The sequence below is a fragment of the Caballeronia sp. SL2Y3 genome (assembly GCF_022879575.1).
Classification (GTDB): domain Bacteria; phylum Pseudomonadota; class Gammaproteobacteria; order Burkholderiales; family Burkholderiaceae; genus Caballeronia.
This window is the reverse complement of the sequence record NZ_CP084260.1, coordinates 490,218-509,108: the sequence shown is the minus strand read 5'-3', so window position 1 is coordinate 509,108 and position 18,891 is coordinate 490,218. Positions and strand designations below refer to the sequence as shown.

At 64.7% G+C, this 18,891-nt stretch carries 16 protein-coding genes; 8 read left to right on the top strand and 8 right to left on the bottom strand.

Annotation, left to right across the window (positions count from 1 at the left end; translation table 11 throughout):
- From LDZ26_RS02410 to LDZ26_RS02395, 4 genes are all read right to left on the bottom strand, one after another.
- Positions 1–852, bottom strand: coding sequence for a carbohydrate ABC transporter permease (locus LDZ26_RS02410; protein ID WP_244848012.1), 852 nt, complete (start codon positions 850–852; stop codon positions 1–3).
- Positions 849–1,784 carry a carbohydrate ABC transporter permease gene (locus LDZ26_RS02405; protein ID WP_244848011.1) on the bottom strand — a complete coding sequence of 312 codons (936 nt, stop codon included), beginning with the start codon at positions 1,782–1,784 and terminating at the stop codon, positions 849–851. The genes LDZ26_RS02410 and LDZ26_RS02405 overlap by 4 nt, the downstream gene beginning before the upstream one ends.
- An 86-nt stretch (positions 1,785–1,870) precedes the next feature.
- Complete coding sequence (locus LDZ26_RS02400; protein WP_244848010.1) at positions 1,871–3,256, bottom strand: sugar ABC transporter substrate-binding protein; 1,386 nt, start codon at positions 3,254–3,256, stop codon at positions 1,871–1,873.
- Positions 3,257–3,456: 200 nt separating this feature from the next.
- Entirely contained in the window at positions 3,457–4,230 is a 774-nt protein-coding gene (locus LDZ26_RS02395) for an L-iditol 2-dehydrogenase (RefSeq protein WP_244848009.1), read from the bottom strand.
- A 364-nt stretch (positions 4,231–4,594) separates the two neighbouring features.
- Here LDZ26_RS02395 and LDZ26_RS02390 point away from each other — a divergent pair, with 364 nt between their 5' ends.
- From LDZ26_RS02390 to LDZ26_RS02365, 6 genes are all read left to right on the top strand, one after another.
- Positions 4,595–5,437, top strand: a complete 843-nt coding sequence (locus LDZ26_RS02390; protein ID WP_244848008.1) for a hypothetical protein — start codon at positions 4,595–4,597, stop codon at positions 5,435–5,437.
- 179 nt (positions 5,438–5,616) lie between these two features.
- Complete coding sequence (locus tag LDZ26_RS02385; protein ID WP_244848007.1) at positions 5,617–5,889, top strand: hypothetical protein; 273 nt, start codon at positions 5,617–5,619, stop codon at positions 5,887–5,889.
- A gap of 138 nt (positions 5,890–6,027) precedes the next feature.
- Positions 6,028–6,513 (top strand): Fur family transcriptional regulator, encoded by a 486-nt coding sequence (locus tag LDZ26_RS02380; protein ID WP_244848006.1) that lies wholly within the window; start codon positions 6,028–6,030, stop codon positions 6,511–6,513.
- On the top strand, positions 6,510–7,403 hold the full coding sequence (locus tag LDZ26_RS02375; protein ID WP_244848005.1) for a metal ABC transporter solute-binding protein: 894 nt from the start codon (positions 6,510–6,512) through the stop codon (positions 7,401–7,403). The genes LDZ26_RS02380 and LDZ26_RS02375 overlap by 4 nt, the downstream gene beginning before the upstream one ends.
- Positions 7,400–8,299: a metal ABC transporter ATP-binding protein gene (locus LDZ26_RS02370; RefSeq protein ID WP_370650630.1), complete on the top strand. Its 900-nt coding sequence runs from the start codon at positions 7,400–7,402 to the stop codon at positions 8,297–8,299. Before LDZ26_RS02375 ends, LDZ26_RS02370 begins: the two co-directional genes overlap by 4 nt.
- Complete coding sequence (locus LDZ26_RS02365; RefSeq protein ID WP_244848003.1) at positions 8,292–9,080, top strand: metal ABC transporter permease; 789 nt, start codon at positions 8,292–8,294, stop codon at positions 9,078–9,080. Before LDZ26_RS02370 ends, LDZ26_RS02365 begins: the two co-directional genes overlap by 8 nt.
- A 27-nt stretch (positions 9,081–9,107) precedes the next feature.
- Here LDZ26_RS02365 and fghA read toward each other — a convergent pair whose 3' ends face one another.
- The 4 genes from fghA to LDZ26_RS02345 all read right to left on the bottom strand — a co-directional run bounded on the left by fghA (position 9,108) and on the right by LDZ26_RS02345 (position 13,843).
- On the bottom strand, positions 9,108–9,956 hold the full coding sequence (fghA, locus tag LDZ26_RS02360) for an S-formylglutathione hydrolase (RefSeq protein ID WP_244848002.1): 849 nt from the start codon (positions 9,954–9,956) through the stop codon (positions 9,108–9,110).
- Positions 9,957–9,970: 14 nt separating this feature from the next.
- Positions 9,971–11,077, bottom strand: coding sequence for an S-(hydroxymethyl)glutathione dehydrogenase/class III alcohol dehydrogenase (locus LDZ26_RS02355; RefSeq protein ID WP_175939595.1), 1,107 nt, complete (start codon positions 11,075–11,077; stop codon positions 9,971–9,973).
- Between the two features lie 34 nt (positions 11,078–11,111).
- Complete coding sequence (locus LDZ26_RS02350; RefSeq protein ID WP_244848001.1) at positions 11,112–12,326, bottom strand: AGE family epimerase/isomerase; 1,215 nt, start codon at positions 12,324–12,326, stop codon at positions 11,112–11,114.
- 95 nt (positions 12,327–12,421) lie between these two features.
- On the bottom strand, positions 12,422–13,843 hold the full coding sequence (locus LDZ26_RS02345; RefSeq protein WP_244848000.1) for a xylulokinase: 1,422 nt from the start codon (positions 13,841–13,843) through the stop codon (positions 12,422–12,424).
- A 354-nt stretch (positions 13,844–14,197) separates the two neighbouring features.
- Here LDZ26_RS02345 and LDZ26_RS02340 point away from each other — a divergent pair, with 354 nt between their 5' ends.
- Together LDZ26_RS02340 and LDZ26_RS02335 are read left to right on the top strand one after the other, a co-directional pair.
- Entirely contained in the window at positions 14,198–15,589 is a 1,392-nt protein-coding gene (locus LDZ26_RS02340) for a nucleobase:cation symporter-2 family protein (RefSeq protein ID WP_244847999.1), read from the top strand.
- A gap of 562 nt (positions 15,590–16,151) precedes the next feature.
- Positions 16,152–18,833 (top strand): excinuclease ABC subunit UvrA, encoded by a 2,682-nt coding sequence (locus LDZ26_RS02335; protein WP_244847998.1) that lies wholly within the window; start codon positions 16,152–16,154, stop codon positions 18,831–18,833.
- The last annotated feature ends 58 nt before the right edge of the window (positions 18,834–18,891 follow it).

Here is an 18,891-nt window from a genome sequence, read left to right as displayed (position 1 = left end):
TCACTTGACTGCGCCGAAGGTGAGACCGCGCACGAGCTGCTTCTGCGAGAGCCAGCCGACGATCAGGATCGGCGCGACCGCGAGCAGAGAGGCCGCCGAGAGCTTCGCCCAGAAGAGCCCTTCCGGACTCGAATACGACGCGATGAACACGGTGAGCGGCGCGGCATTCGAACTCGACAGGTTGATGCTCCAGAACGCCTCGTTCCACGAGAGGATCACGAGCAGGAGCCCGGTCGATGCGAGGCCCGGCAGCGCCATCGGCATGAGCAGATAGACGATCTCCTGCCATGTCGTCGCGCCGTCGATGCGGCCGGCTTCCAGAATGTCCTTCGGCACTTCGTTGAAGTACGTGTAGGCCATCCACACCGCAATCGGCAGATTGATGAGCGTGTACACGATGATGAGACCGCTCACCGTATCCAGCAGTCCCGAGTTCTTCCACAAGAGGTAGATAGGCACGAGCACGCCGACCGACGGCATCATCTTCGTGGAGAGCATCCACAGGAGCAGCTTCTGCGTCTTGCGCGTGGGGAAGAAGGCCATTGCGTAGGCGCACGGCACCGCGAGCAACAGGCAAACCACCGTCACGCCGAGCGAGATCAGCACCGAATTCCACGCGAAGCCGAAGTAGTTGCTGCGCGCGAAGACTTCGCGAAAGCTCTCGAGCGTCGGCGAAAAGATGAGCGACGACGAATACGCCTGCTGCTCGGTCTTGAACGCGGTGATCGTCATCCAGAAGATCGGGAAGAACAGCAGGATGGAGACGAGCCACGCGACGACGCCGGGCACGATGCGCTTCACATGATCCAGCACGGGCACCGAAGTCGTGGAGGTAACGGGATGCGTGCTCATGACTCGTACTCCCCTTTGAGGTTCTTCGCGAGCATTCTCACGAGGAAGAACGCGACGATATTGGCGAGAATCACCGCGAGAATGCCGCCCGCCGAGGCGAGGCCGACATCGAACTGTTGCAGGCCGAGCGCATAGATCAGGTACGACAGGTTGGTCGTCGCCGTGCCGGGGCCGCCGCCCGTCGTCGTGTAGATCTCCGCGAAAATCGACAGCAGGAAGATGGTTTCCATCATGACGACGACCGCGATTGCGCGCTTCAGGTGCGGCAGCGTGATGAAGAAGAACATCGAGAACGGACCCGCGCCGTCGATGCGCGCGGCTTCCTTCTGCTCCTGATCGAGCGACTGGATCGCGGTGAAAAGAATGAGGAACGCGAACGGCAGCCACTGCCACGCGACGATCACGATCACCGCGAAGAGCGGATACTCGGCGAACCAGTCGATAGGCTGCATGCCGAGCGACCGCATCAGCGAGGCGACGAGCCCGTACACCGGATGCAGGATCATGTTCTTCCAGATCAGCGCGGAGACCGTCGGCATCACGAAGAACGGCGCGATCACGAGCAGCCGCGCGATGCCCTGCCCGATGAACTTGCGGTCGAACAGCACCGCGAGCAGCACGCCGCCGATCACCGTGATCGCCAGCACGGACGCGATCAGCGTCAGCGTATGCGCGATGGACGGCCCGAACGCGGGATCGGTGACGAGGAACCCGAAGTTGTCGAGCCCCGCGAATCCTTTGACATCGGGATTCAGCAGGTTGTAGCGCGAGAACGAGTACCAGATGGTCATCGCGAGCGGAATGGCCATCCACAGGAACAGCAGCCCGGACGACGGCGTTATCAGCCAGCGGACCGACTTCGCGCGTTTCTTGTCGCGCTCGGCGGCGGACACGTCGAAGTGATCGGCGATGGGGGGATTCAGTTGGCGCATGATCGTGTCACCTCTCGATGATGCCGGCGGGCCGCTCCGTGTGAACGGCCCGCTTGCTTGCTGCTTGCTTGCTGCTTATCTGCCGCTTACTTCTGATAGCCGGCCTGTTTCACCGCGCGATCGGCGGTGGCGTTGGCTGCCTTCAGCGCATTGTCGACGCTCGTCTGTCCGGCGACGACGCCCGCGATGGACTGCCCGACCACCGTGCCGAACGACTGGAACTCCGGAATGCCGACGAACTGGATGCCGCTATACGGCACCTTCTTCAGCGTCGCGTCGTTCGGATTCGCGGACTCGATCGCCTGCAGCACGAAGTCGCCGAACGGCGCGGCCTGCTTGTACTCGGGGCGAGCATAGGTCGACTTGCGCGTGCCCGGCGGCACCGAGGCCCAGCCTTCGTCCTTGCCGACCATCTCGATGTATTCCTTCGACGTCGCCCACGCGGCGAACTTCTTCGCGGCGTCCTGCTGCTTCGACGTCTTCGGAATCGCGAGCGACCACGACCAGAGCCAGTGCGAGCCCTTCGGCGTAACTTGCGTCGGCGCGGCGGCGAAGCCGATCTTGTCGGCGACTTGCGACTGCTGCTTGTTGTAGAGCATGCCCGCGGCAACCGTCGCGTCGATCCACATCGCGCACTTGCCCGAGGACATCAGCGTGAGGTTTTCGTTGAAGCCGTTCGAGCTCGCTCCCGGCGGGCCGTCGTTCTTCAGCAGGTCCGCATAGAAGGACACGGCCTTGTGCCATTCCGGCGTGTCGAGTTGCGCCTTCCACTGCTCGTCGAACCAGCGGCCGCCGAACGTGTTCACGACAGTCGAGACGTACGCCATGTTCTCGCCCCAGCCCGCCTTGCCGCGCAGACAGATGCCGTACTGGCCCTTCGCCTTGTCGGTGAGCTTGTCGGCGAACTGCTTGATCTGGTCGTAGGTCGGCTGATCCGGCATCTTCAGGCCCGCGGCCTGGAACAGGTCCTTGCGGTAATACGTCATCGAGCTTTCGACGTAGAACGGCAGCGCGTAGAGCTGGCCGTTGTACGAGAGACCGTCGCGGGCCGTCTTCACGACATCGTCGAGATCGTAGTTCGAAGGCAGATTCGACATCGGCGACAGCCAGCCGCGCTTGCCCCACTGCGGCGCTTCGTACGTGCCGATGGTCAGCACGTCGAACTGGCCGCTATTGGTCGTGATGTCGGTGGTCGCGCGCTGGCGCAGCACGTTCTCTTCGAGAATCACCCACTTGAGCTGAATGTCGGGATTGGCCTTCTCGAACGCCGGCGAGAGCTTTTTCAGCTCGATCATGTCCGGATTGTTGAGCGTGGCGATGGTGATGGTCGTCGCGGCGTGCGCGGCGAGCGGCGCGAGCGCGGCGGCGGCGAGCGCGGCCGAAACCGCCGCGATGGAACGCCGCGTGCGCGGCTGGGGCTGACCGGTGCGTCGGGTGCGTTCGGTGCGTTGCGTGCGTTGGGTGCGTTTCATGTTGGTTCGTCTCCTTTTTCGTTTGCACGGTGCAGCGGATCGTGCATGCATGGCGCACGTGCCGTCTGTGCCGCTGCCTGATTCTGCTGCGCTGGGAACCGCGTGGTTGCTCGTTTTCGTAGGCTGGCCCGCGTATGCTTCACCGCGACGCCGTTTCACTATAGACGGTGCGCCTCATGCTGCAAGGCGCACGCGCCGGCTCAACTCATCCAGTTGCCGCCATCGACGTTGATCGTCTGCGCGGTGATGTAATCCGAATCCGCCGATGCGAGGAAAAGCGCCGCGCCGGTCAGGTCGTCCGGCACGCCCATGCGCCCGAGCGGCACTGCCTCGCCGACCATGCGCTTTTTTTCGCCGAGCGGCCGGTTTTCGTAACGGGCGAAGAGCGCATCGACCTGTTCCCACATCGGCGTATCGACGACGCCCGGCGCGATGCCGTTCACGTTGATGCGCGACTTCGCGAGCGCGAGCGCCGCCGACTGCGTATAGCTGATGACGGCCGCCTTGGTCGCGCAGTAGTGCGACACGAGCGCCTCGCCGCGCCGCCCGGCCTGCGACGACATGTTGATGATCTTGCCGCCGCGTCCCTGCTCGACCATGCGCCGGGCGACCGCCTGCATCAGAAAGAACATGCCCTTGACGTTGACCGCGAAGAGGCGGTCGTAGACGTCCCAGGACTCGTCGAGGATCGGGCGCATGTCGAAGAGCGCCGCGTTGTTGAAGAGAATGTCGATGCCGCCGAAGCGCTCCACGGCGCCCGCCACGATGCGCTCGATGTCTTCGCGGCGCGTGACGTCGGCTTCGAGCGCGAGCACGCGGCCGGCGGCGTTCTCATGACGCTGCGCCATGCCATGCGCGTCTTTCACGTCGACCAGGACGAGCTTCGCGCCTTCGTCGAGGTAGCGCCGCGCGACCGCCTCGCCGATTCCGCTCGCGGCGCCTGTGATGACCGCGACCTTGTCTTCCAGTCTCACCGATGTCTCCGATTCTCTGCCCGACCGGCGCGAAAGTGAGCGAACGCTCGACGGCCGATCAATTGCTCTCTGTTTGATCGAATGATCGGTGTTGCGGAGGCGCGTGTCAAGGCGTGGTTTCGCGGTTTCGATGCTGCAATGCGCAATCAATCCAACGCCGCTGGCTCGTGGGCGGGCATCACTTCGGAAGTTTGGGTCGCTGAATCTCAGAAAACGTCCATTGACGCGTCTGGGGCCGCGGGTCAAAGTTCTCGCCCCTCTTCTGCCCGGAATCACTGCAACGGAAACTGATGCGCTGCGCTGTACGTACCCATGCGACGTGAGAAGCCGGCACCCACTTTCGACCGTGCAAATTTAGCCGCACATGAATGGCAATCAACTCGTAGACTTAGTGGCTCGTTTGAGAATCGCGCTGATCGCAATCGCGCTCACCTTCCCCCTCATCGCAAACGCGGCGCTCGGCTCCTCACGTGCCGCCCATCCCGTCAAAACGGTTCAGTCGTCGCACCCGCCCTATGTCGCCAACGTGGCGGACGGGCATCTGCTCTCGATTGCGCTGCCGCCGATGCGCTTGCGGCTCGATATGAACGCCGCGAACTCCATTAGATCGGAGACCGGAGACTTCAAGCCCGCACGGTATTCGTTCCCTGAAGCTCGCGTGCCGCAGTCCGTGCTGTCGAGCCTGACTGACATTTACCGCTACGATCGTCGGCGCGACGTCCCTATTGTTTCTTCCGGGGGAGACTGGGTCATTGCCGAGTATTTCCGCGCCGGGTCACACGTGCCGGTCGTGCGGTTCCAGCTACTTGGCAAGCAAGTGCAGCGTCAGGAGGTGCTGGACCGAACCGGCAAGGCGGTGGAGATCGTCACTGTCGGCTGGACATCGTCTACGGCGAAAGATGACGAGGATACAACCGAGCCGTCCACGGTCGACACGCATCCTGCATGGATACGTGTGTTCAAGGTATCGCCCGCCGGACAGAAGACACTGGTCGCGTTAGCCTGGCGCAAGACACGCTTCCTCGTAGCGCCGGACCGATACGCTACGCCCGAAGACACCGAGCTTGTTTTCGGGCTGCCCGATGGAAAGTCGAAATGGCGGACGAAGGCGGAATTCCTGAAGGCCTGCAATATTGACCTCGATGCGAAAAGTCTTGGCGGGCCGTCTGCGTCCACGCCGCCTCATTCGCGAAGCACCAAACGATGAGCACATGCCGTCGTCGGTTCGTCAGCGCCCTGCCCGTCCTTTGCCTCCTGTTGACTTTGCCTACTGCCGTCTTACATTCGCTCGCTGCGCCCTCTGCGGCTCATTCGGACCAGGCAGACGGCGTTGCGCCGCAGCCTCAACCCGAACACTCGTATGTCGGACGGCAAGGAAATGCGTTCGTGTATGAAAAGGCTTCGGTCGACGGCGCGGATACCGAAGCGCCCGTTCTGGTCTGGTATGTGGGCGTGAGCAAAGGCAACGAGCCTGTCGTTCGCTATCGGGACGGACCGGCCACCGGAACACTGAGCTGCTATGACGACTGTCAGTTCGTGACAGGCATCACTCAGACCGGCGGGAGAATCACGCAGACCGGTCGGATCCGCGTGACGAACGACCCCCTCATCAACGCGATCATGCGCGACGCCCGTTCGGGCGCCCTCTCGCAGCCTTAGTCGCTCCTCTCTCGGCGAACGGTCGTCCAGCACCGCGCCGGACGCTCTGAGCACAACGGAAAGCCGACGTGCAAACCACCGTGATACGTTATATCATCGCCACTCGCTCATAGCGCCGCCTTGCGCGGCCACGATGACATGACCGCATCAATCGAAACCATGCTCGCCCGCGCCGAGGCGTTAGCCGACGAGCGCGGCCTCGCGCTCACGCCCCTGCGCCGCCACGTGTACGAACTCGTGCTGAAGGCGCACAAGCCCATCGGCGCATACGACCTCATCGACGCGCTCGAACCGCAGCGCGGCGCGCGCGTGCCGCCGACCACGGTGTATCGCGCGCTCGACTTTCTGGTCGAAAACGGCCTGGTGCATCGGATCGAGTCGAAGAACGCGTTCGTCGCGTGCTGCGACGCCGGCCGCCCGCACGAAAGCCAGTTTCTGATCTGCGACGAATGCGGCGCGACGCTCGAAATCCAGGGGCGCGAACTGGCGTCGTCGCTGTCGGCGAGCCCGCCCGCGCACGGCTTCCAGCTGCGGCATCAGGTTGTCGAACTGAGCGGCCTGTGCAGCGATTGCCAGCAGAAACATCGTGCGAACGATCACGCCCACACACAAGGAGCCCGATGAAACTCGCGCACATTCTGAGTTGCATCGCGGCCGTGTTCAGCATCGGCCAGAGCGTGACGGCGCATGCCGCCGGCGTGCCGGTGGTCGCAGCGGAGAACTTCTATGGCGACGTCGTGCGCCAGCTCGGCGGCGATCACGTCGAGGTCACGAGCATCCTCAACAATCCCGACGAAGACCCGCATCTCTTCGAAGCCAGCCCTAAGACCGCGCGCGCGCTTCAACATGCGGCGCTCGTCGTCTATAACGGCGCGGACTACGACCCGTGGATGGACAAGCTGCTCGCGGCATCCAACAGCAACGGCAAGAGCAGCGGCAAGCGCACGGTGATCGTCGCGGCGCAGTTGACCGGCAAGAAGTCCGGCGATAATCCGCATCTCTGGTACGACCCGCCGACGATGCCCGCCGTCGCCAAAGCGGTGAGCGCCTATCTGGCGAGCGCGGACCCGGCGCACAAGAGCGATTACGACGCGCGCCTCGCCGCGTTTCTGGCGTCGCTCGAGCCCATCGACGCGCGCATCGCGCAGTTGAAGTCGCGCTATCGCGGCGTGCCCGTGACCGCGACCGAGCCGGTGTTCGGCTATACGGCGGACGCCATCGGCTTCGAAATGCGCAATCAGCGGTTCCAGACCGCCGCGATGAACGAGACGGAGCCGAGCCCCGCCGATATCGCCGCGTTCGAGAAAGACTTGCGCGAACGGCGCGTGCACGTCCTGATCTACAACAGCCAGGCGACGGGCGCGCTCACGCGGCGTCTGCTCGGCATCGCGAAAGACGGGCATGTGCCGAGCATCAGCGTGACCGAGACGCTGCCCGCCGGCAAGACGTATCAGCAATGGATGGAAACGCAGCTCGACGCGCTCGCGGGCGCGCTGCAAGGATGGCAGCAATGATTCGCGAGTCGAAGGCCGCGCTCGAAGTCGATCGCGTGACGCTCGAACTCGGCGGACGCGCGATTCTGAACGATGCGAGCTTCACCGTTCACACCGGCGAATTCATCGGCGTGCTCGGGCCGAACGGCGCGGGCAAGACGACGCTGATGCGCGCGCTGCTCGGCCTCGTGCCCGTCGCGTCCGGCGCGATCCGCGTGAACGGCGAAGCGGTCGTGCGCGGCAATCCGTCCATCGGCTATATGCCGCAGATTCGCGCGGGGCTCGCCAATCGCCGCGTGCTCGGGCGCGATTTCGTCGCGATGGCCGCGGACGGGCATCGCTGGGGCCTGCCGCGTCGCGACGCGCGCACGCGCGCCGACGTCGAGCGCGTGCTCGATCTCGTCGGCGCGCGGCAACTCGCGGCGCGGCCGTTGTCGGAGCTATCGGGCGGCGAGCGTCAGCGGCTTCTGCTCGCGCAATGTCTGCTCGGCAACCCGCGTCTCTTGCTGCTCGACGAGCCGCTCATCAGCCTCGATCCGCGTCATCAGACGAGCGTCGTGGAACTCGTGCGGCGCGTGCAGCGCGAACTCAACATCACGGTGCTTTTCTCCGCGCACGAACTGAATCCGCTGCTCAATTCGCTCGATCGCGTGCTGTATCTCGGCAACGGGCGCGCGGCGCTCGGCACCGTCGATGAAGTCATCTCGAAGCCGGTGCTTTCGCGTCTCTACGGCTCGACCATCGACGTCATGCGCGTGAACGGCCGCATCTTCGTGATGTCGGGCGACGTCGAAATCGACAAGCTCGATCACGCGCACGAAAATGGCAACGGGCATCAGCACGAGCACGACCACCAGCACGACCACGCTCGTACGCACGGCCACGGCAAGAAGGGAACGCACACGCACGATGTTTGAATACGACTTCATGGTGAACGCCTTCGCGGCGTCGGGCATCGTCGCGGTGCTGGCGGGAATCGTCGGGTATTTTCTGGTGATGCGCGGGCAGACGTTCGCGGGACACGCGCTGTCGCACGTGGGCTTCACCGGCGCGACGGGCGCGGTGCTGCTCGGCGTATCGCCCATCTGGGGCATGGTCGGCTTCACGCTCGCGGCGGGCGTCGGCATGGGCGCGCTAGGCGAGCGGCTGTCGGGGCGCGACGTGGCCATCGGCGTGATTCTTTCGCTGTCGCTCGGCTTCGGGCTGCTGTTTCTGCACTTCTTCACCGCGTACGCGACGCAGGCCACCGCGCTGCTGTTCGGCAACGTGCTCGGCGTGAGTCACGAAACGCTCGTGGTGCTCGCCGGACTCGCGACGGTCAGTCTCGTTGCGCTGGGCGTCATCATGCGGCCGCTGCTCTTCGCTTCGTTGCAGCCGGAACTGGCCGAAGCCAAAGGCGTCTCGCTGCGCCTCGTCTCCGTGCTGTTTCTCGCGATCACCGCGCTCGCGGTGGCGGCGTGCACGCAGATCGTCGGCGTGCTGCTCGTTTTCGCGCTGATGGTCGGGCCGGCAGCGGCGGCGCAGAACGTGACCACGCGGCTGTCGACGGGCCTGCTGCTCGCCGCGCTCTTCGCGCTGGGGCAAGCGTGGGCGGGCCTCACGCTCGCCTATTACACCGACTGGCCGACGAGCTTCTGGATCACGATGCTCGCCGCCGTGGTCTATGCGGCGAGCCTGCTGGCGCGGCGCGGAAGCTGACCGACCGCTGCCGCTGCCGCGCCGCGCTCAACGGCAGAGCACCCGCGCGTGATGCGCGATGTGCTCGCCGATGAACGTCGCGATAAAGAAGTACCCGTGGTCATATCCTTCGTGACGACGCACCGTGACGCTATGCCCCGCTTCGCGCGCGTTGCGCTCGAACACATCGGGATGCAACTGCTCGGCGAGAAAGTGATCGGCCAGTCCCTGATCGATCAGAATGCCGCCTTCGAAGCGTGACGCTGCATCGCCCTTCACGAGCTCGCTCGCGTCGTACTGCTTCCACGCGTCGCGGTCGTCGCCGAGATAGCCGGTGAACGCCTTCACGCCCCACGGACATTGCGAAGGCGCGGCAATCGGCGCGAACGCCGACACGCTGCGGTACACATCCGGATTGCGCAGCGCGAGCACGAGCGCGCCGTGCCCACCCATCGAATGGCCGAAGATGCCGAGCCGGTCCTCGCGCACCGGCAATTCCGCCAGCACCGCTTCGCGCAAATCCTGCGTCACGTACGAATACATGCGATACCGCTCGCGCCACGGCTCGCGCGTCGCATCGACATAGAAGCCCGCGCCGACGCCGAAATCCCAGGCGTCCTTCTCGCCGGGAATGTCCGCGCCGCGCGGCGACGTGTCCGGCGCGATCAACGCGATGCCATGCTCGGCCGCGTACCGCTGCGCGCCGGCCTTGATCGGAAACGTCTCTTCGGTGCACGTGAGACCGGCGAGATAGAAAAGCGCCGGCACTTTCGATGCCGACGCAGCGGCGGGCAAGAACACCGAAAAGCGCATAGGCAGGCCGATGGACCGCGACTCATGCCGATAGATGCGCTGCACGCCATCGAAACAACGGTGTTCCTCGACGAGTTCGAGCATGGCGTCCTCCGCGCTCAATAGATGACGACCGAGCGGATGGACTCGCCCTTTTTCATCAGGTCGAAGCCGTCGTTGATCTGATCGAGCTTCAGATGGTGCGTGATGAGATCGTCGATATTGATCTTGCCTTCCATGTACCAGTCGACGATCTTCGGCACGTCGGTGCGGCCGCGCGCGCCGCCGAACGCCGAGCCCTTCCACTCGCGGCCCGTGACGAGCTGGAACGGCCGCGTGCTGATCTCTTCGCCCGCCGCCGCCACGCCGATGATGAACGACTGTCCCCAGCCCTTGTGCGTGCATTCGAGCGCCTGACGCATCAGCTTCACGTTGCCGACGCATTCGAACGAGTAGTCCGCGCCGCCATCGGTCAACTGCACGATGCGATCGACCACGTTCTCCACTTCGTTCGGGTTGATGAAGTCCGTCATGCCGAACTTCTTCGCCAGCTCGACGCGGCCCGGATTGATATCGACGCCGATGATCTTGTCCGCGCCCACCATCTTCGCGCCCTGAATCACGTTCAGGCCGATGCCGCCGAGCCCGAACACGACCACGTTCGCGCCCGCCTCGACCTTCGCCGAATACACGACCGCGCCGACGCCCGTGGTCACGCCGCAGCCGATGTAGCAGATCTTGTCGAACGGCGCGTCTTCGCGCACTTTCGCCACCGCGATCTCCGGCACCACGATGTAGTTCGAGAACGTGGACGTGCCCATGTAGTGAAAGAGCGGCTTGCCGTCGAGCGAGAAGCGCGAGGTCGCATCGGGCATCAGGCCCTTGCCCTGCGTCGCGCGGATCGCCTGACAGAGATTCGTTTTGCGCGAGAGGCAGAACTTGCACTGGCGGCATTCCGGCGTGTAGAGCGGAATGACGTGATCGCCCTTCTTCACGGTGCCGACGCCCGGTCCCACGTCCACGATCACGCCCGCGCCTTCGTGGCCGAGAATCGCCGGGAAGATGCCTTCCGGGTCCGCGCCCGAGAGCGTGTAGTAATCGGTGTGGCAAATGCCCGTCGCCTTCACTTCGATCAGCACTTCGCCGGCGCGCGGCCCTTCGAGATCGACTTCCTCGATGGTGAGCGGCTGACCTGCTTTCCATGCGATTGCGGCTTTTGTCTTCATCGTTGGGTTCCTCGTTTCAATGGCAATGTTTCGTTCAGCGCACGACGTTCAGGACTTCGTAACATGCGCCCATCGTGTGATAGTCGGTCTTGCCGGCGGGGCTTTTTTCGTCGCTGTACTGGCGGTTGTCGCGCGTCAATATGCGATACCACGCGCCGTAATGATGATCGACGAAATGCGCCCAGCTATACGTCCACAAGCGGTCGTAATCGCTCCAGTAGCGCGCGGCGGCCGACTGATCGCCATCGCGAGCCGCGCGCTCGGCAAGCAGCGCCGCCGCCGCGAGCGATTCCGCCTGCACCCAGAAGTACTTGTCTTCGTCGTAGAACTTGCCGTCCGGATCGAAGCCATAGACCATGCCGCCGTGCTCGTGATCCCATGACAGTTCGAGCGCGCGATCGAACAGCTCCCTCGCGCGCTCTGCATGCCACGCTTCTGGCCGATGCCGGTCGAGAATCAGCAGCAGCTTGGCCCATTCCGTCTGATGCCCCGGCTGAAAGCCCCACGGACGAAAGATGTTGCTGCGGTCGCCCTTGTTGTAGTCCCAGTCGATCGACCAGTCCGGCTTGTAGTGCTCCCACACGAGACCGCCCGCAAGCGCGGCCTGACGGTTGACCATGTTGTCGGCCAGAAGCGCGGCGCGGTCCAGATAGCGCGTCTCGCCGGTCGCTTCGAACGCAGCCAGAAACGCTTCGCATGCGTGCATGTTCGCGTTCTGCCCGCGATAGTCCGACACCTTCCAGTCCGCGCTGGCCTCGTCTTTGTAGAGCCCGTGCGGCGCGTCCCAGAAGTGCGTTTCCATCAGGTTCCACGTTTCGTCGAGATAGGCGCGCGCCTCGTCGAAGCCCGCTTCCACCGCCTTCGCATACGCGAGGACGACGAACGCGAGGCCGTAGCAATGGTTGGTCGCATCCGTGACTTCGCGGCCCTTGAGCGTCCACGCATAGCCGCCCGTTTCCGGATTGCGATGAACCTCGCGCAGATAGTCGATGCCGTGCCGCACGCCGCCGCGATATTCGTCGAGGCCGTAGTGCTTGTACGCCATTGCGTAGTTGAAAATGAAGCGCGTGCTCGACACGAGATGACGCGACTTGCGGTCGTAGATCGTGCCGTCGTTCTTGTAGAAGTGATAGAAGCCGCCTGCCGGGTCCATGCAGTGCGGGTGGTAGAAGATCATCGTGCGCAGCGCGTGATCCAGGAGGAACTGGCGCGAGCGGAAGTCGGGTTGCGGCGTGTCGGATGCGGACATAGCGGATGTCGTTGATGTTGTGATGGGCCGACGGCGCGGCCCTCGCCTGAAGTGACGCGAATCGCACGTCAGTTTAAGGGCTCGCGCGCAAGACGTCAGAACCAGTCTTCGACGCGCTCGTAGAGCGCGATGAAACGCGCGTGCCTTTCGTCGAGCGCGGCGTCGCCTCGCGGACTCGCGACGCGCATGCTGGCAGGCGCAAGCGACGCTAAGTCATCGGCGCGCCAATGCCCCGCCGCCATGCCGCCGATGATTGCCGCGCCGCGCGCCGCCGCATTCGGGCAATCGCAGGCGTGCAGTTCGACATGCAGCGCATCGGCGAGCAGTTGCCGCCAGCGCGCGTCGATGGAGCCGCCGCCCGCAAGCCGCATCGACGACAACGGCGTGCCGCTCGTCCGGATGGCGTCGAGTCCCGCCCGCAATGCGAATGCCACGCCTTCGAACGCCGCGCGCATCATCGTGCCGCGCGTGTCGTCGAGGCCGAGGCCGAGCCAGCCGCCGCGCGCCGCCGGGTTCATCCACGGAGAACGCTCGCCACTCAGGTACGGCAGGAAGCTCACGGACGCGCTCGCATCCGATGCGAATGCGTCCTCGTAAGCGGCGGGCCACGCTGCATAGCCGAGCCAGCCGCGCACCGTCTCCAGCGCGACGCCCACGTTCTGCATCGCCGCCATGCGATACCAGCGCGCGCCGGCGCTGGCCGCGCCGCGATATGTGTGGAGTCCGCGCACCGGCGACGGCGCTTCGTCGCTCATCACGACGATCTGCCCGCCGCTGCCCGTGGTGAGCAGCGCGTCGCCATCCGCGATCAGGCCGCTGCCGAGCGCGGCGCACGGCGTATCGCCCGCGCCGACGGCCATCGGAATGCCGGCGCGCAGGCCGAGCGCCGAAGCAGCTTCCTCAGACAACGCGCCCGCCTGCGCATCCGATGCCGCAAGCGGCGCGAACCACTCGCGCGACAAGCCGAGCCTCTCGATGAGCGCCGCGTCCCATTCGCCCGATGGGGCAGCGAGCGCGGTCGCGCACGCGTCCGACGGATCGGTCACGAACGCGCCGCCGAGCCTCGCGCGCAGCCAGTCCTTCGGCTGCAACGCCCAGCGCATGTCGGCGGCGAGCGCGGGTTCGTGCGTAACAAGCCAGCGCAGGAGCGGCCCAGCCATGCCCGGCGCGACTGGGTTCGGCTGCGGCTCCGGCCACGCGTCGAGCAGCGCGCGGGCGCGCGTGTCCGGCCAGAGCATCGCGGGGCGCAGCGCGCGGCCGTCGGCGGCGGTCGGCACCACGCCGTGCATTTGCCCTGAGAAGCCGATGGCGCTCACGGCTTCGCGTTCGTGCGCGGGCAGGCGAGAGGCAGCATCGACGACAGCGGCATACCACGCATCGGCGGATGTCTCGGCCCAGCCCGGCTGCGCGCTCGTCACCGCATAGGCCGCGCTCGACGCTGCGACTTCGCGCGCGTGTTCGTCGACGATAGCCAGTTTCACGGAACCCGTGCCGAGATCGATGCCGAGAAAACGCATAAATGAGCCGCTCGAAAAGACGTTAGGGAAAACGCGGTAAGCGTGGAATAACGCGGAATTACGCGGGTTAACCCCGCCGCCGCACACGATGAACGAAAAACGGACTATACGCGCGCCGTGATGAACATCATAACGACGCGCCCCTTCAGTCGGCCTTGCATCAGCCGACAAAAATCCCTCGCGATGCGTCAAGTCGCTTGCAGCAAGGGCCTCGCCGCGAATCAGCTGCGCTCTTCGCGCCGTTTCCATATCGCCCCGCGAACGCGACGTATAGCGCCGCGTGGTCTTGTTCGCGCTTTTTGTCGCACTTACCTTGGAGGCCGTTCAAATGGAAAGGCGATCAAGGAGACACATATGGCATCGAGCACGAGCCACCCGAAGGTTCATCCGTGCGACGAACGGCTGCCGACCGGCCAGTTGCTCACGCTCGGCATACAGCACGTCCTCGTGATGTACGCGGGCGCCGTCGCGGTGCCGCTGATTCTCGGCGCGGCCATGCATCTGTCGAAGGACGAGGTCGCGTTCCTCATCAGCGCGGACTTGTTTTCATGCGGCGTCGCCACGCTGATTCAGACGCTCGGCCTGTGGATCTTCGGCATCCGTCTGCCGGTCATCATGGGCTGCACGTTCGCGGCGGTCGGACCGATGGTCGCCATCGGCACGAATCCGTCGCTCGGCATTCTCGATGTGTTCGGCGCGACCATCGCGGCCGGCGTCATCGGCATCTTTCTCGCGCCGATGATCGGCAAGCTGCTGCGCTTCTTTCCGCCGGTGGTGGTCGGCACGGTGATCGCGGTGATCGGCCTGTCGCTGATGGGCGTGGGCATCAACTGGGCGGCGGGCGGCGTCGGCAATCCCGATTACGGCAATCCCGTGTATCTGCTGCTGTCGCTCGTCGTGCTCTCGCTCATTCTGCTCATCAACAAGTTCGCGCGCGGCTTCATCGCGAACATCTCGGTGCTGCTCGGCATCGTCGCGGGCTTCGTGATCGCCGCGATGCTCGGGCGCGTCAACATGGACAGCGTCGCGCATGCGCCGTGGGTCGGCATCGTGCTGCCGTTCCACTTCGGCATGCCGCACTTCGATGCGCTCTCCGTCGCAACGATGGTCATCGTGATGTTCGTGACGTTCATCGAATCGACGGGCATGTTCCTCGCGGTCGGCGATCTCGTGGAGCGTCCGGTCGATCAGAAGGCGCTCGTGCGCGGCTTGCGCGTGGATGGTCTCGGCACGCTGATCGGCGGCGTGTTCAACTCGTTCCCGCATACGTCGTTTTCGCAGAACGTCGGGCTGATCGGCGTGACGGGCGTGAAGAGCCGCTTCGTCTGCGCGACGGGCGGCGTGATTCTCGTCGTGCTCGGCCTCTTTCCGAAGATGGCGCAGGTGGTCGCCTCGGTGCCGCCGTTCGTGCTCGGCGGCGCGGGCATCGTGATGTTCGGCATGGTCGCGGCGAATGGCATCAAGGTGCTGTCGAAAGTGGACTTCGTGAAGAATCACCATAATCTCTTCATCGTCGCGGTGAGCGTCGGCCTCGGGCTCGTGCCGGTGGTCGCGCCGAAGTTCTTCTCGCAACTGCCGCACGCGCTTGAGCCGATTCTTCATAGCGGCATTCTGCTGGCGTCGGTGTCGGCGGTCGTGCTCAACATCGTGTTCAACGGCGTGCGCAAGGAACGCGAAGCGCGCTGCGAGATTCGTCAGGCAGGGCATGATCTCGACGGCGCGGCGCGCGCATCGGAAGCGCAGTGATGGCTTGAAGGAAGTGCTTGCGGGTTGTGATGGGTTGGCGCCGCGGTGGGAATCGCGGCGCTTTTTTGTTTTCGCTCCTAGGGTCGATGCCCGACAAAGTCGGCAACGTAACCGCTTGCACGACGATTCGGATCACTGGTTATCTATCGGTCGATGCCACTCGAACAAATGACTCTGACGACGCGGGTAGCCGTTCAGCATCTGCCGGCAGATCTGGTGATACATCAGGAAACCAGCCGTCTGGGTGCCGGACGATGCCATTGCACTATGCCGGGGCCTGACCTGCCCATGCTACGCGCATCGACGCGTGACTGCGCCGAAAGCTGCGAAGACGGTTGTCGCGGCGAAGGACATGGCTTCACGGCTCCTGACTGCGGTCTCGGCCTCCGAATGCCGTTCTCAGCTAAGTCGCTCGAATCCATCGCGCTTGCCGCCTGCGCGCGCGTCGAGCTTGACATATCATGCGAGCCGTTGAGCGAATGGCCGCACACCACGCCATAATGGCACGCGACATGCTGCCGACCCGTTCCTTCACGCGCTTCCCGGATTCTCCGACGAGTGGATGCCAGCAACTAAAACACATACGCAGACGCGATCATCGAAAGGCGACACCAGCGAGTCTCTGACGGGCTTCGTGCGCGTGCGTGGCGCGCGAGAGCACAACCTGAAGAACGTCGATGTCGACGTCCCCCGCGATGCGCTCGTCGTCTTCACGGGCGTATCGGGCTCCGGCAAGTCGTCGCTCGCGTTCGGCACGTTGTACGCCGAAGCGCAACGGCGCTACTTCGAATCCGTCGCGCCTTATGCACGCCGTCTGATCGAGCAGGTCGGGGTGCCGCAAGTCGGGTCGATCGAAGGTCTGCCGCCCGCCGTCGCGCTTCAGCAGCAGCGCGGCGCACCGAATGCGCGTTCGTCGGTGGGAAGCATCACGACGCTCTCCAGTCTCGTGCGCATGCTCTACTCTCGCACGGGCAGCTATCCGGCCGGGCAACCGATGCTCTACGCCGAGGACTTCTCGCCGAATACCGTACAGGGCGCGTGCCCGGTCTGTCACGGGCTGGGACGCGTCTACGAGGTCACGGAAGCGTCGATGGTGCCCGACGATACCCTGACCATCCGCGAGCGCGCCGTGGCCGCGTGGCCGCCCGCCTGGCACGGGCAGAATCTGCGCGACATCCTGGTGACGCTGGGTTACGACGTGGACAAGCCGTGGCGTGACTTGCCGAAGAAGGATCGCGACTGGATTCTATTTACCGAAGAACAACCGACCGTACCGGTCTATGCGGGCCTCACGCCGAAGGAGACGCAAGCGGCGCTCAAGCGTGGCGCGGAGCCGAGCTATCAGGGCACGTTCACGGGCGCGCGCCGTTACGTGCTGCATACCTTCGCGCACACGCAAAGCGCGCTGATGAAAAAGCGGGTGTCGCGCTTCATGGTCGGCAAGGATTGCGCCGCATGTCACGGCAAACGGCTGAAGCAAGAGGCGCTGTCGGTGACGTTCGCCGGACTCGATATCGCCGAGTTCTCGCGGCTCTCGCTTAACCGGCTGGCTGAACTGCTCGAACCGATCGCACGCGGCGCGTGGCCCGAGACGGATAGCGACGGCCATGTGCTCAACGAAGACGCGCGGCGCGCGGCGACGGCGAAACGCGTGGCCGCCGGCGGCTCGGCGCACAAGGCGGCGCCGGACGTGCGGCGAACGCCCAATCTCTCGGACGAGAAACGCGCGGCCGCCGAGCGCATCGCAGCCGACCTGCTGGAGCGCCTCGTCACGCTGACCGATCTGGGGCTCGGCTATCTTTCGCTCGATCGGGCGACGCCCACGCTCTCATCCGGCGAGTTGCAGCGCTTGCGGCTGGCGACTCAGCTTGCGTCCCAGCTTTTCGGTGTCGTGTATGTGCTGGACGAGCCTTCCGCCGGTCTGCATCCGGCCGACAGCGAGGCGCTCTTCGTCGCCTTGCAGCGCCTGAAGTCGGCGGGCAATTCCCTCTTCGTGATCGAACACGATCTGCACATGATGCGGCGCGCGGACTGGCTCGTGGATGTCGGCCCGGCAGCCGGCGAAGCGGGCGGCGAAGTGCTGTACAGCGGGCCACCTGAAGGACTGGCCGAGATAGAAGCATCGCAGACGCGAAGGCATCTGTTCGCCGAGGGTTCGCCCGCGATGCGCCGGCCGCGTGCCGCGCGCGACTGGTTGAGGCTTGCGGGCATCACGCGCAATAACTTGCATGGAATCGATGTCGCGTTCCCTCTCGGTTGCTTCACGACAGTGACCGGAATATCCGGCTCCGGAAAGTCGAGCCTCGTGAGTCAGGCGCTGCCCGAGCTCGTCGCCGCGCGGCTGGGACGGCTGCTCGACGACGAAGGCGATGAAGAACAGGACCCGCTGCTCGCGCGCGCGGAGACGCCTGCGGACGGACATATCGCGGCAGGCATGGAGACCGTGAAGCGACTGGTGCGCGTCGACCAGAAGCCGATTGGCCGGACGCCGCGCTCGAATCTTGCGACCTACACCGGTCTCTTCGATCACGTGCGCAAGCTCTTCGCCGATACGCCTGCCGCGCGCAAGCGCCGCTATGGCGCGGGCCGCTTCTCGTTCAATGTGGCACAAGGGCGTTGCCCGACATGCGAAGGCGAAGGCTTCGTGAGCGTCGAGCTTCTATTCCTGCCGAGCGTCTTTACCTCGTGCTCCACGTGTCACGGATCGCGCTACAACCCGCAGACGCTGGAGATCGAATGGCAAGGCAAGAACATCGCGGACGTGCTTGCGATGAGCGTGGATAGCGCATGCGCGTTCTTCGCCGCCGAGCCTGCGGTAATGCGCGCGCTCACCGTGTTGCGCGACATCGGGCTCGGCTATCTGCGTCTCGGCCAGCCCGCGACGGAACTGTCGGGCGGCGAGGCGCAGCGCATCAAGCTCGCGACCGAACTACAGCGGGCGCATCGCGCGGACACGCTTTATATTCTCGATGAACCGACTACCGGCCTGCACCCCGCCGATGTCGACCGCCTGATGGCGCAACTGCAAGGCCTCGTCGATGCCGGCAATACCGTGGTCGTTGTCGAGCATGACATGCGGGTCGCAGCGGACAGCGACTGGGTCATCGACATGGGTCCGGGCGCGGGAGAGGATGGCGGGAGGATACTCGTGGCGGGGGAGCCGCGCGTGGTTGCGGGTCACGAGGAGAGTCGCACGGCGCGGTATTTGCGGGAGGCTATTCGACCGTTGCGCCAGCGTCAGTGATGCCGGACGAGCCGACGTCCTAAACGATGAAAGCCCGGCACGCTGGCCGGGCTTCCAA

Bases quoted from the DNA above. Each gene is read 5' to 3' on its own strand.
- LDZ26_RS02410 (WP_244848012.1), bottom strand. From the start codon at position 852: ATGAGCACGCATCCCGTTACCTCCACGACTTCGGTGCCCGTGCTGGAT.
- LDZ26_RS02405 (WP_244848011.1), bottom strand. From the start codon at position 1,784: ATGCGCCAACTGAATCCCCCCATCGCCGATCACTTCGACGTGTCCGCC.
- LDZ26_RS02400 (WP_244848010.1), bottom strand. From the start codon at position 3,256: ATGAAACGCACCCAACGCACGCAACGCACCGAACGCACCCGACGCACC.
- LDZ26_RS02390 (WP_244848008.1), top strand. From the start codon at position 4,595: ATGAATGGCAATCAACTCGTAGACTTAGTGGCTCGTTTGAGAATCGCG.
- LDZ26_RS02380 (WP_244848006.1), top strand. From the start codon at position 6,028: ATGACCGCATCAATCGAAACCATGCTCGCCCGCGCCGAGGCGTTAGCC.
- LDZ26_RS02375 (WP_244848005.1), top strand. From the start codon at position 6,510: ATGAAACTCGCGCACATTCTGAGTTGCATCGCGGCCGTGTTCAGCATC.
- LDZ26_RS02370 (WP_370650630.1), top strand. From the start codon at position 7,400: ATGATTCGCGAGTCGAAGGCCGCGCTCGAAGTCGATCGCGTGACGCTC.
- LDZ26_RS02365 (WP_244848003.1), top strand. From the start codon at position 8,292: ATGTTTGAATACGACTTCATGGTGAACGCCTTCGCGGCGTCGGGCATC.
- fghA (WP_244848002.1), bottom strand. From the start codon at position 9,956: ATGCTCGAACTCGTCGAGGAACACCGTTGTTTCGATGGCGTGCAGCGC.
- LDZ26_RS02355 (WP_175939595.1), bottom strand. From the start codon at position 11,077: ATGAAGACAAAAGCCGCAATCGCATGGAAAGCAGGTCAGCCGCTCACC.
- LDZ26_RS02350 (WP_244848001.1), bottom strand. From the start codon at position 12,326: ATGTCCGCATCCGACACGCCGCAACCCGACTTCCGCTCGCGCCAGTTC.
- LDZ26_RS02345 (WP_244848000.1), bottom strand. From the start codon at position 13,843: ATGCGTTTTCTCGGCATCGATCTCGGCACGGGTTCCGTGAAACTGGCT.
- LDZ26_RS02340 (WP_244847999.1), top strand. From the start codon at position 14,198: ATGGCATCGAGCACGAGCCACCCGAAGGTTCATCCGTGCGACGAACGG.
- LDZ26_RS02335 (WP_244847998.1), top strand. From the start codon at position 16,152: ATGCCAGCAACTAAAACACATACGCAGACGCGATCATCGAAAGGCGAC.